General features: G+C 72.8%; 13 protein-coding genes. 4 read left to right on the top strand and 9 right to left on the bottom strand.

What is annotated here, in order from left to right:
- The first annotated feature begins 234 nt into the window (after positions 1–234).
- Positions 235–1,338 (top strand): YihY/virulence factor BrkB family protein, encoded by a 1,104-nt coding sequence (locus ACZDWJ_RS13945; protein WP_463521670.1) that lies wholly within the window; start codon positions 235–237, stop codon positions 1,336–1,338.
- On the opposite strand, the gene ACZDWJ_RS13940 is transcribed toward ACZDWJ_RS13945, so the two are convergent.
- The 9 genes from ACZDWJ_RS13940 to ACZDWJ_RS13900 form a co-directional block, all read right to left on the bottom strand.
- Complete coding sequence (locus ACZDWJ_RS13940; RefSeq protein ID WP_463521668.1) at positions 1,272–2,057, bottom strand: tyrosine-protein phosphatase; 786 nt, start codon at positions 2,055–2,057, stop codon at positions 1,272–1,274. The genes ACZDWJ_RS13945 and ACZDWJ_RS13940 overlap by 67 nt on opposite strands.
- A 10-nt stretch (positions 2,058–2,067) precedes the next feature.
- The gene (locus tag ACZDWJ_RS13935) at positions 2,068–2,892 is read right to left on the bottom strand and encodes a DUF1295 domain-containing protein (RefSeq protein WP_463521666.1); all 825 of its coding nucleotides are present in this window, start codon (positions 2,890–2,892) and stop codon (positions 2,068–2,070) included.
- Positions 2,893–2,920: 28 nt separating this feature from the next.
- Positions 2,921–4,222, bottom strand: a complete 1,302-nt coding sequence (locus ACZDWJ_RS13930; RefSeq protein ID WP_463521664.1) for a class I SAM-dependent methyltransferase — start codon at positions 4,220–4,222, stop codon at positions 2,921–2,923.
- Positions 4,219–5,499, bottom strand: coding sequence for a class I SAM-dependent methyltransferase (locus ACZDWJ_RS13925; protein WP_463521662.1), 1,281 nt, complete (start codon positions 5,497–5,499; stop codon positions 4,219–4,221). The genes ACZDWJ_RS13930 and ACZDWJ_RS13925 overlap by 4 nt, the downstream gene beginning before the upstream one ends.
- Complete coding sequence (locus ACZDWJ_RS13920) at positions 5,496–7,544, bottom strand: DUF1365 family protein (RefSeq protein WP_463521660.1); 2,049 nt, start codon at positions 7,542–7,544, stop codon at positions 5,496–5,498. Before ACZDWJ_RS13920 ends, ACZDWJ_RS13925 begins: the two co-directional genes overlap by 4 nt.
- Before the next feature lie 4 nt (positions 7,545–7,548).
- A complete protein-coding gene (locus ACZDWJ_RS13915; protein WP_463521658.1) occupies positions 7,549–8,292 on the bottom strand; it encodes an anti-sigma factor in 744 nt (247 codons plus the stop codon).
- Positions 8,289–8,906 (bottom strand): ECF RNA polymerase sigma factor SigK, encoded by a 618-nt coding sequence (sigK, locus tag ACZDWJ_RS13910; protein ID WP_463521656.1) that lies wholly within the window; start codon positions 8,904–8,906, stop codon positions 8,289–8,291. Before sigK ends, ACZDWJ_RS13915 begins: the two co-directional genes overlap by 4 nt.
- A gap of 39 nt (positions 8,907–8,945) precedes the next feature.
- Positions 8,946–9,587 (bottom strand): fasciclin domain-containing protein, encoded by a 642-nt coding sequence (locus ACZDWJ_RS13905; RefSeq protein WP_463521654.1) that lies wholly within the window; start codon positions 9,585–9,587, stop codon positions 8,946–8,948.
- A gap of 238 nt (positions 9,588–9,825) precedes the next feature.
- On the bottom strand, positions 9,826–11,427 hold the full coding sequence (locus ACZDWJ_RS13900) for a molybdopterin-dependent oxidoreductase (protein ID WP_463521652.1): 1,602 nt from the start codon (positions 11,425–11,427) through the stop codon (positions 9,826–9,828).
- Between the two features lie 99 nt (positions 11,428–11,526).
- Here ACZDWJ_RS13900 and ACZDWJ_RS13895 point away from each other — a divergent pair, with 99 nt between their 5' ends.
- The 3 genes from ACZDWJ_RS13895 (at position 11,527) to ACZDWJ_RS13885 (ending at position 16,674) form a co-directional block, all read left to right on the top strand.
- Complete coding sequence (locus ACZDWJ_RS13895) at positions 11,527–12,306, top strand: enoyl-CoA hydratase-related protein (protein ID WP_463521650.1); 780 nt, start codon at positions 11,527–11,529, stop codon at positions 12,304–12,306.
- A 126-nt stretch (positions 12,307–12,432) separates the two neighbouring features.
- Positions 12,433–14,619: a HelD family protein gene (locus tag ACZDWJ_RS13890; RefSeq protein ID WP_463521648.1), complete on the top strand. Its 2,187-nt coding sequence runs from the start codon at positions 12,433–12,435 to the stop codon at positions 14,617–14,619.
- 138 nt (positions 14,620–14,757) lie between these two features.
- Positions 14,758–16,674, top strand: a complete 1,917-nt coding sequence (locus ACZDWJ_RS13885; protein ID WP_463521646.1) for an anthranilate synthase family protein — start codon at positions 14,758–14,760, stop codon at positions 16,672–16,674.
- Positions 16,675–16,681 lie beyond the last annotated feature (7 nt).

Genomic DNA, 16,681 nt, shown 5'->3' with positions numbered 1-16,681 from the left:
CGGTAGGTCGCGGCCTGCGCGGCCGGGACGAGGGAGACGAGGAGGGCGGCTGCGAGCGCGCCGCCGGCGGCGAGGCGCCGCAGGGGGTTCCGAGAGCTCATGACGGCATCCTGCGGGCCGCCGTGTGACGCAGGCAACTCCTCGTCCACCATGTCGAGCGAGAAGGTCCGGAAAGGCCCGGAAGCCGCCGCAGGATGAGCCGTCGGACGCCGTCGCGGGCTACCGTGGAGGACTGTGGGACGCATCGTCGACGCAGCCGACCGCACGCAGCGCCGCGTGCCGGTGCTCGGCCTGCCCATCGCGGTCGTCTACAAGTTCACCGACGACCAGGGCACCTACCTCGCCGCGATCATCAGCTACTACGCGTTCATCGCGATCTTCCCGCTGCTGCTGCTGGCCTCGACCGTGCTCGGCGTCGTGCTCAACGGCTACCCCGACCTGCAGCAGCAGGTGCTGAACTCCGCGCTCTCGCAGTTCCCGATCATCGGCGACAAGCTCGGCCGCCCCGACGAGCTGCAGGGCTCGCTCGGCGCCATCCTCGCCGGTGGCGTCGCGGCCCTCTACGGCTCGCTCGGGCTGGGCCAGTCGATCCAGAACGCCATGAACGTGGCCTGGTCGGTGCCGCGCAACAATCGCCCGAACCCGATCGTGCTGCGCCTCAAGAGCCTGGCGCTGCTGCTCTCGGCCGGCGTCGCGGTGCTGGGCGTCTCGATCGCCTCGGCGCTGGCCTCCGACACCGAGGTGTTCGGCCCCAGCCTCGACTCCGGCCTGCGCTGGCTGGTGCGCCTGGGCACGGTCGCCCTGCTGTGGGGCGTGCTGACGGTGCTGTTCCGGATGGCGGCCGCTCGCGCCCACACCATCGGCTCCGCGGCGCCGGGCGCGCTCGCCGTCGCCGTGATGTGGCAGGGGCTGCAGTCGCTGGGCACCCTCTACGCCACCCGCGTGCTGGCCGAGACCGACACGATGACCGGCATCTTCGGCCTGGTGCTCGGACTGGTCGGCATCATCTACATCGCCGCCGTCATGGGCGTGCTGGGCATGGAGCTCAACGTCGTCCTGGCGCGACGCCTGTGGCCGCGCGCGCTGCTGACGCCGTTCACCGACAACGTGCAGCTCACCGAGGCCGACCGCCGCGCCTACACCAGCTACGCCCGGGCCCAGCGTCACAAGGGGTTCGAGAACGTCGAGGTCACCTTCGACGACCTCCCCGTCGTCCGCGAGCCCCTGCTCGACGACGCGACGGACGCCACGCAGCCCACGCGGATCGAGGACTACCGCAGCCGCGCGACGAGGTCGGCGACCTCGTCGGCGGAGAGGGCCAGGCCTTCCGACACGTAGGCCTCCAGCGAGCCGTAGTGCTCGGCCACGGCGGCGTCGGCCTCGGCGAGGTAGGAGGCGTCCGCGACGAGGACGGCCTCGTAGACCGGCACCAGGCGCTCGCCCAGGTGCTCGGCGACCATCGGCAGGTAGCGCCCGCGGGCGCCCTCGACGTCGTTGGTGCGCAGGTAGTCGGCGACGACGACGTCCTCCGGCACGCCGCACAACCGCAGCAGCACCGCGGCGGCCCAGCCGGTGCGGTCCTTGCCGGCGGTGCAGTGGAACACCTGAGGCCCGGTGCCCGCGGCCAGCAGGCGGAACAGCTGCGCGTAGGCCGCGCGGACGCCCGGCTCCTCGACGAACGCGCGGTAGACCCGGCGCATCGTCGCGAGCGCGGCCTCGCGGTCGGGCAGGGAGGCGACGTCGGTCATCGGGATGCCGCCCACGGGCAGGTGTCGCCAGGTGGCGCCCTCGACGACGGCGTCGGGGTGGGAGTCGACCTCGACCTGCTCGCGCAGGTCGAGGAGGTCGGTGACCCCGAGCGCGGCCAGGCGGGAGGCGTCGACGTCGGCCAGGAGCAGCTCGTTGGAGCGGAACAGGACCCCGGGGCGCAGGACGACGCCGTCGGTCGCGCGGTAGCCCGGGCCGGAGACGTCGCGGAAGTTGTCGGCGCTGGCGAGCCGGACGATCTCGCGCGCGAGGTCGCCGGAGCCGGCGGGGTCGACCGGGGAGGAGCTCACGCCGCCGAACCTACCGGCCGGCCGGCACCCGACCCCGCCGCGGAGGGAGGGGCACGAACATCGAGGTGCGGGCGGCGTACTCGGGGTAGCCGGGCCGCTGCATCATGGTGCGCTCGAGCAGCCGAGCGCCGGTGGCGAAGGCCAGGAAGTAGGTCATCGCCAGGGGGCTGACGACCGCGAGGAGACCCCACCAGCCGGACGCGGCCGCGCCGACGAGGAAGAGCCCCCACCAGACGCAGGCGTCGCCGAAGTAGTTGGGGTGGCGGGTCCAGGCCCACAGGCCGCGATCCATGACGGGGCCGCGGTCGGGGTCGGCCTTGTAGGCGGCGAGCTGGGCGTCGCCGACGGCCTCGAAGACCAGGCCGACGACGTAGACGGCCACGCCGAGGACGACGACGGTCCACGACGCGACGTCGGTGGCCGCGGCGACCTGCAGCGGGAGGGAGATCAGCCACACGGCGAATCCCTGCACCAGGAAGACCTTGCGGACGGCGACGCCCATGCCGACCTCGCGCAGCGGCCCCCCGAGGAGCTGCTCGTAGCGCGGATCCTCCTTGCCCTCATGGGCGCCGAGCGCCCGGCGGCGGATGTGCCAGGCGAGGCGCAGGCCCCACGCACCGACCATCACCAGCACCAGCCACCGCCGGGGCCCGTCACCCTCCGTCGCAGTACCCACTGCCGCCGAGACGGCGGCCACCACGACGAAGCCCAATCCCCATGCGACGTCGACCACCGCGACCCGCCCCAGCTGCCGGGCCCGCAGGGCCGCCAACGTCATCACCGCGGCGGCCGCCAGGAGCGCTGCCGCCGAGACGAGGAGCAGGTCGGTGATCACGTCGTCGTCCTTCGCTCGGTCGTGCTCGTCAGAAGTCGCGGATCGCCGGAAGCGTGTGGGCGCCGCCCGGACGGACCATCAGGATCTGGTCGACGCCCATGCGGCCGTCGCGGAAGGCCATGCCACCACCGACGAGGTAGAGCCGCCACACCCGGACGACCTCCTCGCCGACGAGCTCGGTGAGCCGCTCCAGGTTTGACTCGAAGCGCTCGATCCAGCCCTGGACGGTCAGCACGTAGTGCTCGCGCAGGGCGTGGACGTCGCGGACCTCGAGGCCGCCCTTCTCCAGGAACCCGACGGTCTCGCCCACGGGGCGCATGTACATGTCGGGAGCGATGAAGGACTCGATGAACGGACCGCCGCCGGGCCACTTGCCGGTGCGCGACATCTGCTGCACCAGCACGCGCCCCCCGGGGCGCACCGAGTCGTGGAGGACCTTCGCGTAGGTGGGGTAGTTGCCCTGGCCGACGTGCTCGCCCATCTCGATCGACGACACCGCGTCGTACTCCTCGCCGGGCGCCGGGACGGCGTCGCGGTAGTCGAGCAGCTTGATGGTGACGCGGTCCTGCAGGCCGCGCTCGGCGATGCGGGCGTCGATGAACTTCTTCTGCTCCGCGGCGATCGTGACGCCGGTGACCTGCGCGCCGAAGTGCTCGGCGGCGTGCAGCGAGAGCGAGCCCCAGCCGCAGCCGACGTCGAGCAGGCGCATGCCGGGCTGCAGGCCGAGCTTGCGGCAGATCATCGAGAGCTTCGCGAACTGCGCCTCCTCCAGCGGCTGCTCCGGGCTGGAGTGGTAGCCGCAGGAGTAGGCCATCGAGGGGTCGAGGATCAGCGAGTAGAACTCGTTGGAGAGGTCGTAGTGGTGGCTGATCGAGCGGATGTCGCGCAGCTTGGAGTGCAGGCGGCCGCGGATGCGGGCCTGCGACGCCGGGGGTGCCGGCGGGCGACCCAGCAGGCCGAGCCGGCCCTCGCCGAGGTCGAGGGCGGTGCGCACCGCCGTGATCATCGCCGAGGGCGAGGGGCGCTTGCCGGACAGGCCGCGCTCCTTGGCGACCGCGAAGGCGTAGGTGAGGGCCTGGTCGAGGTCGCCGGGCACGTCGAGCTCGCCGGTGACGTAGGCCTGCGCGGCGCCGAGCTCGCCGGGGTGCCAGAGCAGACGACGCAGGGCGTCGGGGCTGCGCAGCTCGACGAGCGGGGCCTCCAGCGGGCCGGCGACCGAGCCGTCCCAGGCCTTGAGGCGCACCGGGAGGTCGCCCCCGACGAAGGGCCGCAGCGCCTCGGCGAGGGCGGGCGCGACGAGGCGCTCCGAGGTGTGGTCGATGGCGGTCACGAGCCCTCCCGGGTCAGCACGATCTGGTTGACGTCGATGTAGCCCGAGGCGAAGCCCGCCCGGGAGTACTCCAGGTAGAAGTGCCACATCCGGATGAAGGTCTCGTCGAAGCCGAGCTCGAGGACCTCCGCGGTGTGGTCGAGGAACGCGGTGTCCCAGCGTCGCAGCGTCTCGGCGTAGTGCGCGCCGAAGGACAGGCGGTCGGCGAGGCGCAGGGTGGTCTTGGCCCGGGTGATCTCGTCGATCACCTCCACCGAGGGCAGGAAGCCGCCGGGGAAGATGTACTTGTGGATCCAGGTCCAGGTGTTGCGCGTGGCGAGCATCCGGTCGTGGGGCATCGTGATCGCCTGGATGCCGACCTTGCCGCCGGGGGCGAGGACGCGGTCGAGGGTCTCGAAGTAGGTGTCCCAGAAGTCGAAGCCGACGGCCTCGATCATCTCCACCGAGACGATGGCGTCGAAGGTGCCCTGCACGTCGCGGTAGTCGCACAGCTCGACGTCGACGAGGTGGGAGAGGCCAGCCTCCTCGATGCGCTGACGGGCCAGGGCCTGCTGCTCCACCGACAGGGTGATCGTGAGGACGTGGGCGCCGCGGCGGGCCGCGCGCAGCGCGAGCTCGCCCCAGCCCGAGCCGATCTCGAGCACCCGGCTGCCCTCGACGACGCCGGCGGCGTCGAGGAGTCGCTCGATCTTGCGGGCCTGGGCCGACTCCAGCGTCTCGTCGGCGTCGTGCGGCGAGGGGACGCCGTCGAAGAGGGCCGAGGAGTAGCTCATGGTGGGGTCGAGGAAGAGCGAGAAGAGCTCGTTGGAGAGGTCGTAGTGGTGGCTGATGTTCTGCTGCGAGTTCTTCTTGCTGCTGACCTGGCGCTTGGGCTGGCGCTTGACCACCAGCGCGCGCATCCGCTGGAGGCTCTTCGGGACGAGGTCGGCGATCTCGGCGGAGAGCACGGTGAGGAAGTCGCCGAGGCCCGAGGGCGTCGGGGTGTCCCAGGCGCCGGTGAGGTAGGCCTCGCCGAAGCCGATCAGCTGGTCGCGTCCGAGCCGCGCGAAGAGCTCGTCGGGACGGTGGACGACCATCACCGGACCGCCCTTGCCGTAGGTGCGGCCCTCCATCTCGACCGTGACGTCGAGGCGGGAGATCGCGCCGAGGAACAGGCGACGGGCGATGCGACCGCCGATGCGGCCCTTGGGGCCCGACGGGACGACGTCGAGGCCGGCCCAGCGCATGGCCTCGGGACGGGCTGCCGCGATCACCTCGCGGTCGGGGGAGGTGGTCATCGGCTCTCCTGGGCGGAATCGGGAGCGAGGTCCGGGGTCTGGACGTGCTCCTGGGAGTGGACGGGACGAGGCTGCACGGGCAGCCGGCGCAGCCACAGCACGATGCCGTGGGCTCGGATCAGCAGCGATCCGCGCAGCGCGGCCAGCGCGGCCCGGCGGACCGGCGGGGCCGATCGGACGCGGCGTCCGCGCATCGACGCGCTGAAGCGCGCGCCGTCGTCGGTGCTCAGGGTGACAGCGACGTCGAGGCGGTCGTCGGCCGGGGTGGGCGCGAGGAGCTCGTAGGAGCCGTCGGTGCCATGGAAGGGCGAGACGTACATCGCCTTCTCGGTGTGCGCGCGCCCCTGGGCGTCGGGCTGGACGAGATAGGCGTGCCGGTCGCCGTAGGTGTTGTGCACCTCGACGACGGTGGCGACCTTGCGGCCGGCGGCGTCGTGGCACCAGAACACGCTGATCGGGTTGAAGCAGTAGCCGAACGCCCGCGGCTGGGCGCACATCAGGATCAGGCCGTCGGCGGTGATGCCGTGCGCGGCGAGGAAGGCCTCGACGTTGGCGCGGATCGTGCGGTCGGGGCTCCCGAGGTGGTCGCGCGCCTCGAACGTGCCGCGCACGAACCCGAGCGGGCGGTGGTCGGGCAGGTCGTCCAGGTCGACGACCCAGGTGTGGGACGCGTGCTCGAAGGTGCGCTTCCAGGGCCTGCGACGCGTGTGGCTGATGGTGGTCTCGTAGACGCCGGTGACCTCGGCAGGCGCCGGGGCCTCGACGGCGGCCGAAGGCTCGGGCCAGTCCAGGCCCAGGCGCGTGGCGGCGGCCAGACCCGAGCGGGCGCCGTCCTCGTGGAAGCCCCAGCCGTGGTAGGCGCCGGCGAACGCCACGCGGTCGGTGTCGAGCTCGGGGAGCCGCGCCTGCGCGGCCACCGACGTCGGGTTGTAGAGCGGGTGCTCGTACTCCATGCGGTCGATGACCAGGGCGGGGTCGACGAGGTCCTCGCCGCCGAGCGTCACGAGGTAGTGGACGTCGGTGTCGAGCCGCTGCAGGCGGGTGAGGTCGTAGGTGACGGTGACCTGGCCCCGCTCGCCCTCGACGCGGCGGAAGTTCCACGACGCCCACGTGCTGCGGTTCTGCGGCAGCAGCGAGGTGTCGGTGTGCAGCAGCGCGGTGTTCGGCGAGTAGGGCATCGCGCCGAGCAGCTCGTGGTGCAGCGGGGTCGGCTCGGCGAGCATCGCCAGCGCCTGACCGGGGTGGGTGGCGATGACGACGGCGTCGAAGCGCTCGGTCGAGCCGTTGCCGTCGGTGATCTCGACGGCGTCGGCGGTCTCGAGCACCGAGGTGACCTTCGCGCCGGTGCGGATCTCGTGCAGCTGGGCGGCGACCTTCGAGACGTAGGAGTGCGAGCCGCCGCTGACGGTGCGCCACGTCGGGGAGCCGAACACGGCGAGCATGCCGTGGTGCTGGAGGAAGGAGAAGAGGTAGCGCGCGGGGTAGTCGAGCGCCACCGCGGGGTCGCAGGACCAGACCGCGGCCACCATCGGCTCCATGAAGTGGCGCCGGAAGTACGGGGTGAACCGGTGCTGGTCGAGGAAGTCGGCGAGCGTGACGTCGTCGCCGGGCTGGGCCAGCAGCGCCTTGGCGCGGCGGTGGAAGCGCGGGATCTCGGTGAGCATCCGGAGGTACTGCCGGTCGCGCAGGTGGGCGCGGGTGGGCAGGACGCCGGCGCGGCCGAGGGCGCCGGCCCACTCCAGGCCGGTGCCGTCGTCGCGGATCGACATCGACATCTCCGACTGCTGCGTGGCCACCCCGAGCTCGCGGAAGAGCCGCAGCAGGGTCGGGTACGTGCGTCGGTTGTGGACGATGAACCCGGTGTCGATGCCGAGCTCGGTGCCGTGGGGGTCGGTGACGCGATGGGTGTCGGCGTGCCCGCCGAGGCGGTCATCGGCCTCGTACAGCGTGACGTGGGCGGTGCGCGAGGCCACGTAGGCGGCGGTCAGCCCGGCCACGCCGGAGCCGACCACCGCGACGCGACGTCCGGTGGGGGCGGTCGTCACGGGCTCAGACCTTGGAGAGGTCGAGGATCAGCGCGGAGTCCCCGTTCGGCTCCGGGGAGCCGCCTTCGGGCTCGGTGGTGATGCCGATGGCGCTGGCCGCGGCGGCGTCGCCCGCGAGGAGGACGGGGTCGTTGCCCGAGGGCAGGAAGCCTGCGGCGATCATGCGGTCGTCGTGCTGGAGCCAGAGCTCGTAGACCATGCCGGCGGGCGGGGCGTCCAGGCCCTCGGCCCGCAGGACGGCCTGCTTGAGCTGGCGCGAGACGGTGACGGTGGCCTTGGCTCCCGACGGCATCGTGAACGTGGTGGTCCGGGCGTCGGGGGCGTCGAGCACGCGCTTGATGCCCGAGGCCTCGCTGACGGTCTGCTTGTCCGCGCTCCAGGGCTGCTGGACGACGGTGGCGCCCAGGCCGAGCGCCGCGATCACCGCAGCGGCGGCAGCGAACGCAGGGACGCGGCGGCGCCGGAGGCGGACCACGACGGTGCGCTCCGCGGCGACGTGCGCCGCGTGGTCCACCAGCGGCGGAAGGGGCCGAAAGGTGGCGATCTCGGCCATCACCCGCTCGCGGAGCGCCTCGGGGACGCTGACGGGGGGAGCGGCGTCGACCATGAGGCTGGCGGCCTCCTCCAGGGAGGCGACCTCCTCGCGGCAGGAGTCGCAGATGGCCAGGTGTCGCTCGAAGCCGGCGCGCTCGAGGTCGTCGAGGGCGTCCACGGCGTAGGCGCCCGAGAGAGCGTGGATGTCGCTCATGAGCCTCCTACTCCCATCGTGTCGCGCAACCGGATGAGGCCATCGCGGATGCGGGTCTTGGCGGTGCCCACGGGGAGGTCGAGCAGGCTCGCCACCTCCGTGTGCGTGTATCCCCCGAAGTACGCCAGCTCGAGCGCCTCGCGCTGGACGGCGGTCAGGGTGTTCAGGGCGGCGCGCACGCGGCGCGCCTCGAGGCTCGCGTGGGCGGCCTCCGCCGTGGCGTCGTGCGCCACGGGCTGGTTGTGCTGGTGGTAGCTGGTGTCGCGTCGGGTGGCCGCCTCGGCGGACCGCACGCGGTCGACCGCCTTGCGGTGGACGATCGTCAGCATCCAGGCGAGCGGGCTCCCCCGCTCGGGGTCGAAGCGTCCCGCCATCCGCCAGATCTCGAGGAAGGCCTCCTGCGAGACCTCCTCGGCCTGGGCGGGATCCCTCACCACGCGCACGGCCAGGCCGTACACCCGCGAGGACACCGCGTCGTAGAGCGCACCGAACGCCTGCTGGTCGCCCTTGGCGGCGGCCCTCAGGAGCTCGGAGAGCTCGGCGTGGGTGTCGGCGGGCGCCGTGGCCGGCGTCCCCGAGGGGACGCCGGCCACGGACTGCCGAGGTTCGGTCATGTGCCAGATCCTCTGATGTCTGCCTTGATCAGGCAAACGTCACTTGGCGCCGACGAGCACCGAGTCGATGACGTAGACCGTGGCGTTCTTGGTGGGGATGTTGCCGCACAGCACCTTGGCGGTGACCTTGGAGTCCTTGACCGTGATGCCGGCCGAGGTGTCGCCCGCGACGGTGAGCTCGTCACCGTTGACGGTCTTCTGGGTGCCGATGACGTCATCGGGGTTCAGGTTCTCGGGCAGCACGTGGTGCGTGAGGATCTTGGTGAGGAGCGCCTTGTCCTTGAGGACGGAGTTCAGCGTCGCGGCCGGCAGGGCGGCGAACGCGTCGTCGGTGGGAGCGAACACGGTCGCGGCCTCGAGGCCGTTGAGGGTGTCGCCGAGGCCGGCGACGCCGACGGCCTTGACCAGCGTCTTGAGCAGCGGGTTGTTGCTGGCGGCGGTCGCGACCGGGTCGTTGACCATGCCGTCGAACGAGCCCTTGCCGGAGGTCGGGACGGCCGAGCAGGCCGGGCCGAAGACCTGGGCGCCGGCGTCGGAGCTGGAGGACTCCGAGGCGGAGGCGGCCGGCGAGTCGGCGGCGGTGCTGTCGTTGTTGTCGTCACCGCAGGCGGCGAGGGACAGCGAGAGGGCGGCGATCGCAGCGGCGGCGGCGCCGGTACGGCGGAGGGTGGTGCTCTTCATGGGGGCTTGCCTTCCGTGTGGCTTTGTCGGGTGTGATCCCGCGAACTGACATCTGGTGTTCGCTGCTGCGGCGGGGACGGATTGGCCCGATGGCGGGAATTTCTGAGACGCGCGTCACATCGGTGGCTCTCTCCGACCTCCAGGACGCCGAACGGCCCGCTCCCGGAGTGGGGAGCGGGCCGCGCGGCCGTGCTGGGGTCGTGCTGGGGTCGTGCTGGGGTCGTGCTGGGGTCGTGGCTCAGGAGACGTTGACCAGGATGTTCTGGATGCCGCTGGAGCCCTCGGGGAACGGCAGCATCTGCACGGCCGACTGCGTCTCGCCGCGTCCGCTGATGCAGCGGGCGGACACGGAGTGCTGCCCCGAGGTGGCGTTCCACTTGTAGAACCACTGGCGCCAGTAGTCGCTGTTGACGTCCGGGCCCATCGTGGCGTCCTCCCACGGACCGCCGTCGATGCGCACCTGCACCTTCTCGATGCCGCCGGCCTGCTGTGCCCAGGCGACGCCGCCGACGATCTGCTCGCCGGGGTCCACCTGTGCGAGTGCGCGCGGCAGGTCGATGCGGGTCGACATCTTGATGGGGGCGTCGGTGGCCCACTTGCGGTCGGTCCAGTACGCCTTGTCCTTCGCGTAGGTCGTCAGCGTGAGCCGCTCGACCCACTTGGTGCCCGAGATGAACCCGTAGAGACCGGGCACGATCATCCGCGCCGGGAAGCCGTGCTCGCGCGGCAGTGCGGTGCCGTTCATGCCGACGGCGATCATCGCGTCACGACCGTCGGTGGCCAGGTCGAGCGGCGTGCTGATCTTCATGCCGTCGAAGTCCGTGGAGAGGATCTGGTCGGCCTTCGAGCCGACCTTGGCCCGATCGAGCAGGTCGGTGAGGCGCACGCCGAGCCAGCGGGCCGAGCCGACGTAGGGCCCGCCGACGCTGTTGGAGACGCAGGTCATCGTGATGTCGCGCTCGATGAGCTCCATGTTGAGCAGGTCGTCGAAGGTGAACTGCAGCTCGTTCTCGACGTCGCCGTCGATGGTGAGAGTCCAGTCGCCGGCCGAGAGCACGGGGGTGTCGAGGCGGGTGTCGACGCGGTAGAAGTCCTTGTTCGACGTGCGCAGCTTGGTGATGCCGGGCACCTGGTTGTCCAGGCCCGCCGGCAGCGGCTTCGGCGCCGGGCTCGCCGGCTGCGGCAGGGCGATGTCCTCCGGACGCGAGCGGTAGCCGTTGATGTAGCGGCCCACCCCGCCCATCGCCCCGGCCAGCACGGCGAGGACGCCGGTGGTGATGAGCACGACGCGGCGCGTCGGGCCGCTGGGCTCGTTGCTGGGCACGGGGTCGGGCTCGCGCAGACCCTGCGCCACCTCCGGCGGCGTGGCCGGCTTGGCCTGCGGGGCGCGCGGCAGGAGACGCTGGCCGTGACCGGCCCGCGCGAGCAGCAGGAGCGCGCCGACGCCGGCGACCGCCGCCACCAGGCTGGGGACGAGATCCTCGAAGCCCGAGGTCGGCCGCGTCAGGGCCGCGGTCGCCGCGACCGCGACGAGCACGACGAGGAAGACCGACCCGGCCACCGGGCGACGTCGGGCGAGGAAGCCGGCGATCGTCGAGATCAGGAGGACGACGATCATCACCGAGCCGATCAGCACGGTCTTGTCGTTGGAGCCGAACTGCCGGATCGCCCACTCCTTCATGGGCGTCGGGGTCGCGTCGATGACGGTCGAGCCGACGGCGAGCACGGGGGAGGACGACGGGACGAGCAGGCTGGCGACGAGGTGGCCGGCGGCCATGCCGACGAGCGTCGCGAGGATGCCGAACAGTCCCCAGGCGGGCAGCGGAGTACGGGACTTCATGCCCCTTGTTCGCCACCGACCCCCTCCGCGGATGGGACGAGGGGCCCGCCGGTCGGACCGGCACCCACGGGGTGAGGTCGTCCACGGCAGGATGACGGCATGAGCGAGAGCACCGTCACACCCGCGCCGGCCGAGCCCGACCTGGTCCGCTACGAGGTCGACGACGCCGTCGCCACGATCACCCTCGACTCCCCGCACAACCGCAACGCGCTCTCGCGGCGGCTGGTCGCCGGGCTGTTCGCCTCTCTGGAGACCGCCGCGGCCGACGACGCCGTGCGGGTCGTCGTCATCGCCGCGACCGGCACGGTCTTCTGCTCCGGCGCCGACCTCAGCGAGGCCGGCACCGGCTCGATGGAGGAGGGCGCCCAGCGCATCGTCGATCTCCAGCGGCTGATCCTGACCCTCGGCAAGCCCGTCGTCACCCGGCTGCAGGGCGCGGTGCGCGCCGGCGGCACGGGCATCGTCGCGGCGTCCGACGTCGCGATCGCGGCCGACGGTGCCACCTTCGCGCTCACCGAGGTCAAGCTCGGCCTGGCGCCCGCGGCGATCTCGCTCACCGTGCTGCCGCGCATGACCTCCCGAGCTGCGGCGCTGACCGCGCTCGGCGGCGAGTCCTTCACCGCCGCCGAGGCCGTCTCGATGGGCCTGGTCACCGAGGCCGTCCCCGCCGAGGAGCTCGACGCCCGCGTCGAGGCGGTGAGCGCGTCGCTGGCCACCGGCGCCCTCCAGGGACTGCGCGAGACCAAGGCGCTGCTGGTGCGCGACCTCGTCGAGCGCATCGACGAGCGCGGCCCCGAGCTCGCCGCGCTCTCGGCCCGGCTGTTCGCCTCCGAGGAGGCGAAGGCGGCGATGACGGCGTTCCTCTCGCGGGGACGCTGAGCGCTCGCCCGTCCATCCACCGCGCCGACTCAGATCCCGTCCCCGCCGGGGCGTAGGCTTCTCGACTCGCGCCACCGCCCCTCCCGGGACGGCGGCGCGCGTGGATCGGGACGAGAAGGGCAGAGCATGACCGAGGACCTCGCGGGGCAGGAGATCGCCCGGGAGCAGGAGTTCGTCGACCGCGTGCACGCGCAGCTCACCAGCTCCGCGCAGCAGGCCCAGCAGCTGGCCCGCGAGGGGCACGAGCGCGGACGCCTCGGCCACGAGGGCGGGCTCGTCGAGCGCGACGCGATGGTCTTCCAGGCCGCCAAGCGCATCGCCCAGCTCGACGCCGCCCACGAGGGGCTCGTGTTCGGCCGTCTCGACCTGCGCCCCGAGCTCGACGACGAGCCGCGCTACATCGGCCGCATCGGCCTGCGCGACGACGAGCGCGACTCCCTGCTCATCGACTGGCGCGCCCCCGCGGCCGCCGTCTTCTACCAGGCCACCGCCGCCGAGCCGCACGGCGTGCTGCGTCGGCGCGTGCTGCGCAGCAAGGGCCGCACCGTGCTCGGAGTCGAGGACGAGCTGCTCGACGCCGAGGCGCTCGAGGAGTCCGGGCTCGACCTCCCGGTCGTCGGCGAGGGCGCCCTCATGGCCCAGCTCTCCCGCGCCCGCGACCGCACCATGCACTCCATCGTCGCGACCATCCAGGCCGAGCAGGACAGGGCGATCCGCGCCCCCGCCAAGGGCGTCGTCGCGATCTCCGGCGGCCCCGGCACCGGCAAGACCGTCGTCGCGCTGCACCGCGTCGCGTTCCTGCTCTACAGCGACCGGCGCCGCTACGAGTCCGGCGGCGTGCTCGTCGTCGGCCCCAGCGGCGTCTTCATGCGCTACATCGAGCGCGTCCTGCCCTCCCTCGGCGAGACCGCCGTCGCGCTGCGCTCCCTCGGCGAGGTCGTCGACGGCGTGCGCGCCACCCGCCGCGACGAGCCCGCCGTGGCCGACGTCAAGGGCTCGGCGCGGATGGCCGAGCTGATGCGCCGCGTCGCGCGTCAGCAGGCCCCCGGCAGCCCCACCGAGTTCCGCGTCTTCTACCGCGACGACGTCCTGCGCCTGGACCGCGGCACCCTCGGCCGCGTGCGGCGCAGCCTGATGTCGCAGGGTCGCCGCAACCGCCAGCTGCCCCGCGTCCCCGGCGCCCTGCTCGACCAGCTGTGGCGCCAGGTGCGCAGCGAGCGCGGGCGCGAGCGGGGCCGCGAGGCCTTCGAGGACGACCTGCGCTCCGACGAGCGGTTCCTCGAGTTCGCCGCCGCCTGGTGGCCCGCGCTCGACGCCGCCGAGGTGCTCGGCTGGCTGCGCGACCCCGACCTGCTGGCCCGCGTCGCCGATGGCGTCCTGAGCGCCGAGGACCAGCTGCTGCTGGCGAAGTCGTGGGAGCAGGGCGGCGGGCTGAGCATCGACGACGTCCCGCTGCTCGACGAGCTGCGCTACGCCCTCGGCGACGTCCCCGCCCGCACCGAGGACGACACCGCCCTCGACGACTCCGGCCTCCTCGACGGCGGCCGCGACGTCAGCGAGCTCATGACCGCCGCCGACCGGGAGTTCTCCTCCGGCCGCGGCTGGACCCCGCCCACCTACCGCATCGACGACGACCCGTTCGCCCACGTCCTCATCGACGAGGCGCAGGACCTCACGCCGATGCAGTGGCGGATGGTCGGACGCCGCGGCCGCACCGCCACCTGGACCATCGTCGGCGACCCCGCGCAGTCGTCGTGGCCGGTGCCCGCCGAGGCCGAGGCCGCCCGCGCCGAGGCGCTGGAGGGCAAGGTCGTCCACGCCTTCCACCTCTCCACCAACTACCGCAACTCCTCGGAGATCTACGCCTACGCCGCCGCCTACGCGCAGCGCGTGGGCCTCGACGCCGACCTCCCCACCGCGGTGCGCTCCACCGGCGTCGAGCCGCGCGAGCTGCCCGACTCCCCCTCGCTGGAGGACGCCGTCCGCGCCGCCGTCACCGACCTCGCCGAGCGGGTCGAGGGCACGGTGGGCGTCGTCGTCCCGGTGGCCCGGCGCGCCGAGGCCAACCGCTGGCTGGCCTCGTGGCCCGAGCACGCCGACGACGCCGCCGGCGCCCGCGCCGCCGCGTCCGGGGGCACGCCCTCGGGCGAGGACCGCATCGTCGTCCTCACCGGCCTGGACACCAAGGGCCTGGAGTTCGACGGCATCGTCGTCGTGCGCCCGCAGGAGATCGAGGACGAGTCGGCCACCGGCCGCGCCACGCTCTACGTCGTCCTCACCCGTGCCACGCAGCTGTTGAGCGTGGTGGGGTAGCTCGCGGCCTGGAATGTGCGTTTCGGCGGCTGACCGCTGAAACGCACGGTTGGCGTTCGAAGGTTCGCACGCCAACCGCAAGGTTCGGCGGCTGGCCGCCGAAGCTCTCAGGACCCCCGCCCCACTAGGCTGCCGCCCATGACCGACGGAGTGACCCGAGCCCGCGACGGAATCGAGGCGATCCGGGGTCACGAGGCGTGGGCGATCATCCGACGCTCGACGCGGGCGGGCGACCGCGACACCGTCGGCCTGATCGGCGGCAGCCGCTCCGAGGTGGCCAGCCTGCTCGACGTGCCGCTGGAGGAGGGCGCGCCGGAGCCGGGCCGGGTGGCCGACCGGCTGCTGGCGGTGCCGTTCCGGCAGGTCGCCGAGCGCGGGTTCGAGGCCCACGACGACGGCACCCCGCTGGTGGTCGTCGACGTCGCCGTCGAGCTGGAGTGCTCGGTGGCGGAGATGATCGCGGCGATCGAGCCGGTGCCGGTGGAGTTCGTCGACCGCGGCGGCTTCGAGACCAGCGACGCCGAGTACGAGCAGGTCGTCGAGAAGATCATCCGCGAGGAGATCGGGCAGGGCGAGGGCGCCAACCTGGTCGTCGGCCGCCGCTACCGCGCACAGGTGGCCGACTGGGGCGTCGAGACGGCGCTGACGGTCTTCCGCAACCTCCTCGAGCGCGAGCACGGCGCCTACTGGACCTACGTCTTCTTCACCGGCGACCGCTTCCTCATCGGCGCCAGCCCCGAGCGGCACGTCTCCATCCACGAGGGAGACGTGCGGATGAACCCGATCTCGGGCACCTTCCGCATCCCGCGCGAGGACGGCGTCGACGCCGCCGCGGTGAAGGCCCGGCTCCTGGACTTCCTGGCCGACGAGAAGGAGGTCTACGAGCTCTTCATGGTCGTCGACGAGGAGCTGAAGATGATGTGCGACATCTGCTCCGAGGGCGGCCAGGTGCTCGGCCCGTTCCTCAAGCCGATGACCCACCTCATGCACACCGAGTACCTCCTGGCCGGCCGCACCGAGCGCGACCCGCGGGAGGTGCTGCGCGACACGATGTTCGCCGCCACCGTCACCGGCTCGCCGGTCGAGAACGCCTGCCGGCTCATCAAGGCCTACGAGTCCGAGGGCCGCGGCTACTACGGCGCCGCGCTCGCGGTGCTGGGCCGCGACGCCGAGGGCGGCGCCGTCGTCGACTCCCCCATCGTCATCCGCTCCGCCGACGTCGGGCTCGACGGCCGCCTGACGGTCACCGCCGGCGCCACGCTCGTGCGCGACTCCGACGCCGCCTACGAGGTCGCCGAGACCCACGCCAAGGCCGGCGGCATCCTCAGCGCCTTCGGGCTGGTGTCGCGTCCGAGCGTGCCGGCCGCCGACGTCGCCGAGCTGGCCGCCGACGAGGACGTGCTCGTCGCGCTGGCCGCGCGCAACCGTCGCCTCTCGACGTTCTGGCTCACCGACCAGGCCGGCGAGGACCCCGACCCGCTGCTCGACGGCAAGCGGGTGGTCATCCTCGACGGCGAGGACGACTTCGTGAACATGCTGCGCCACGTGCTCGGCGTGCTCGGCATGACCAGCGAGGTGATCCGCCACGAGGACTACGTCGACGGCGTCCTCGACGGCTACGACCTCGTCATCGTCGGCCCCGGCCCCGGCGACCCCCGCGACGACGCCGACCCGAAGATGGCGCGCCTGCGCGCCGCCGTCGACTGGCTGCTGGCCCACGAGCGCCCGTTCCTCGCGGTGTGCCTGGGCCACCAGGCGCTGTGCCACCGGCTCGGACTGGGCCTGCACTACAAGGACATCGTCTTCCAGGGCACCCAGGCGACGCTGCGCATCGACGGCCGCCGCGAGCGGGTCGGCTTCTACAACACCTTCGTGGGCCGGGTCGGCGAGGCCGGGCTGCCCGAGGGCGTCGAGGTCGACGTCGACCCCGACACCGGCGACGTCCACGCGCTGCGCGGCCCGCACTACACCGGCATCCAGTTCCACGCCGAGTCGATCCTCACCGAGCGGGGCGACGACCTGCTGCACGCGATCGTCGCCCGGCTGCTGGGCTGAGCCGGCC

The organism is Nocardioides sp. B129/18, from assembly GCF_055282735.1.
The sequence above is the reverse complement of the archived record's forward strand: the minus strand, read 5'-3'. Positions and strand labels throughout refer to the sequence as shown.

Bases quoted from the DNA above. Each gene is read 5' to 3' on its own strand.
- ACZDWJ_RS13925 (WP_463521662.1), bottom strand. From the start codon at position 5,499: ATGACCACCTCCCCCGACCGCGAGGTGATCGCGGCAGCCCGTCCCGAG.
- ACZDWJ_RS13915 (WP_463521658.1), bottom strand. From the start codon at position 8,292: ATGAGCGACATCCACGCTCTCTCGGGCGCCTACGCCGTGGACGCCCTC.
- sigK (WP_463521656.1), bottom strand. From the start codon at position 8,906: ATGACCGAACCTCGGCAGTCCGTGGCCGGCGTCCCCTCGGGGACGCCG.
- ACZDWJ_RS13905 (WP_463521654.1), bottom strand. From the start codon at position 9,587: ATGAAGAGCACCACCCTCCGCCGTACCGGCGCCGCCGCCGCTGCGATC.
- ACZDWJ_RS13900 (WP_463521652.1), bottom strand. From the start codon at position 11,427: ATGAAGTCCCGTACTCCGCTGCCCGCCTGGGGACTGTTCGGCATCCTC.
- ACZDWJ_RS13895 (WP_463521650.1), top strand. From the start codon at position 11,527: ATGAGCGAGAGCACCGTCACACCCGCGCCGGCCGAGCCCGACCTGGTC.
- ACZDWJ_RS13890 (WP_463521648.1), top strand. From the start codon at position 12,433: ATGACCGAGGACCTCGCGGGGCAGGAGATCGCCCGGGAGCAGGAGTTC.
- ACZDWJ_RS13885 (WP_463521646.1), top strand. From the start codon at position 14,758: ATGACCGACGGAGTGACCCGAGCCCGCGACGGAATCGAGGCGATCCGG.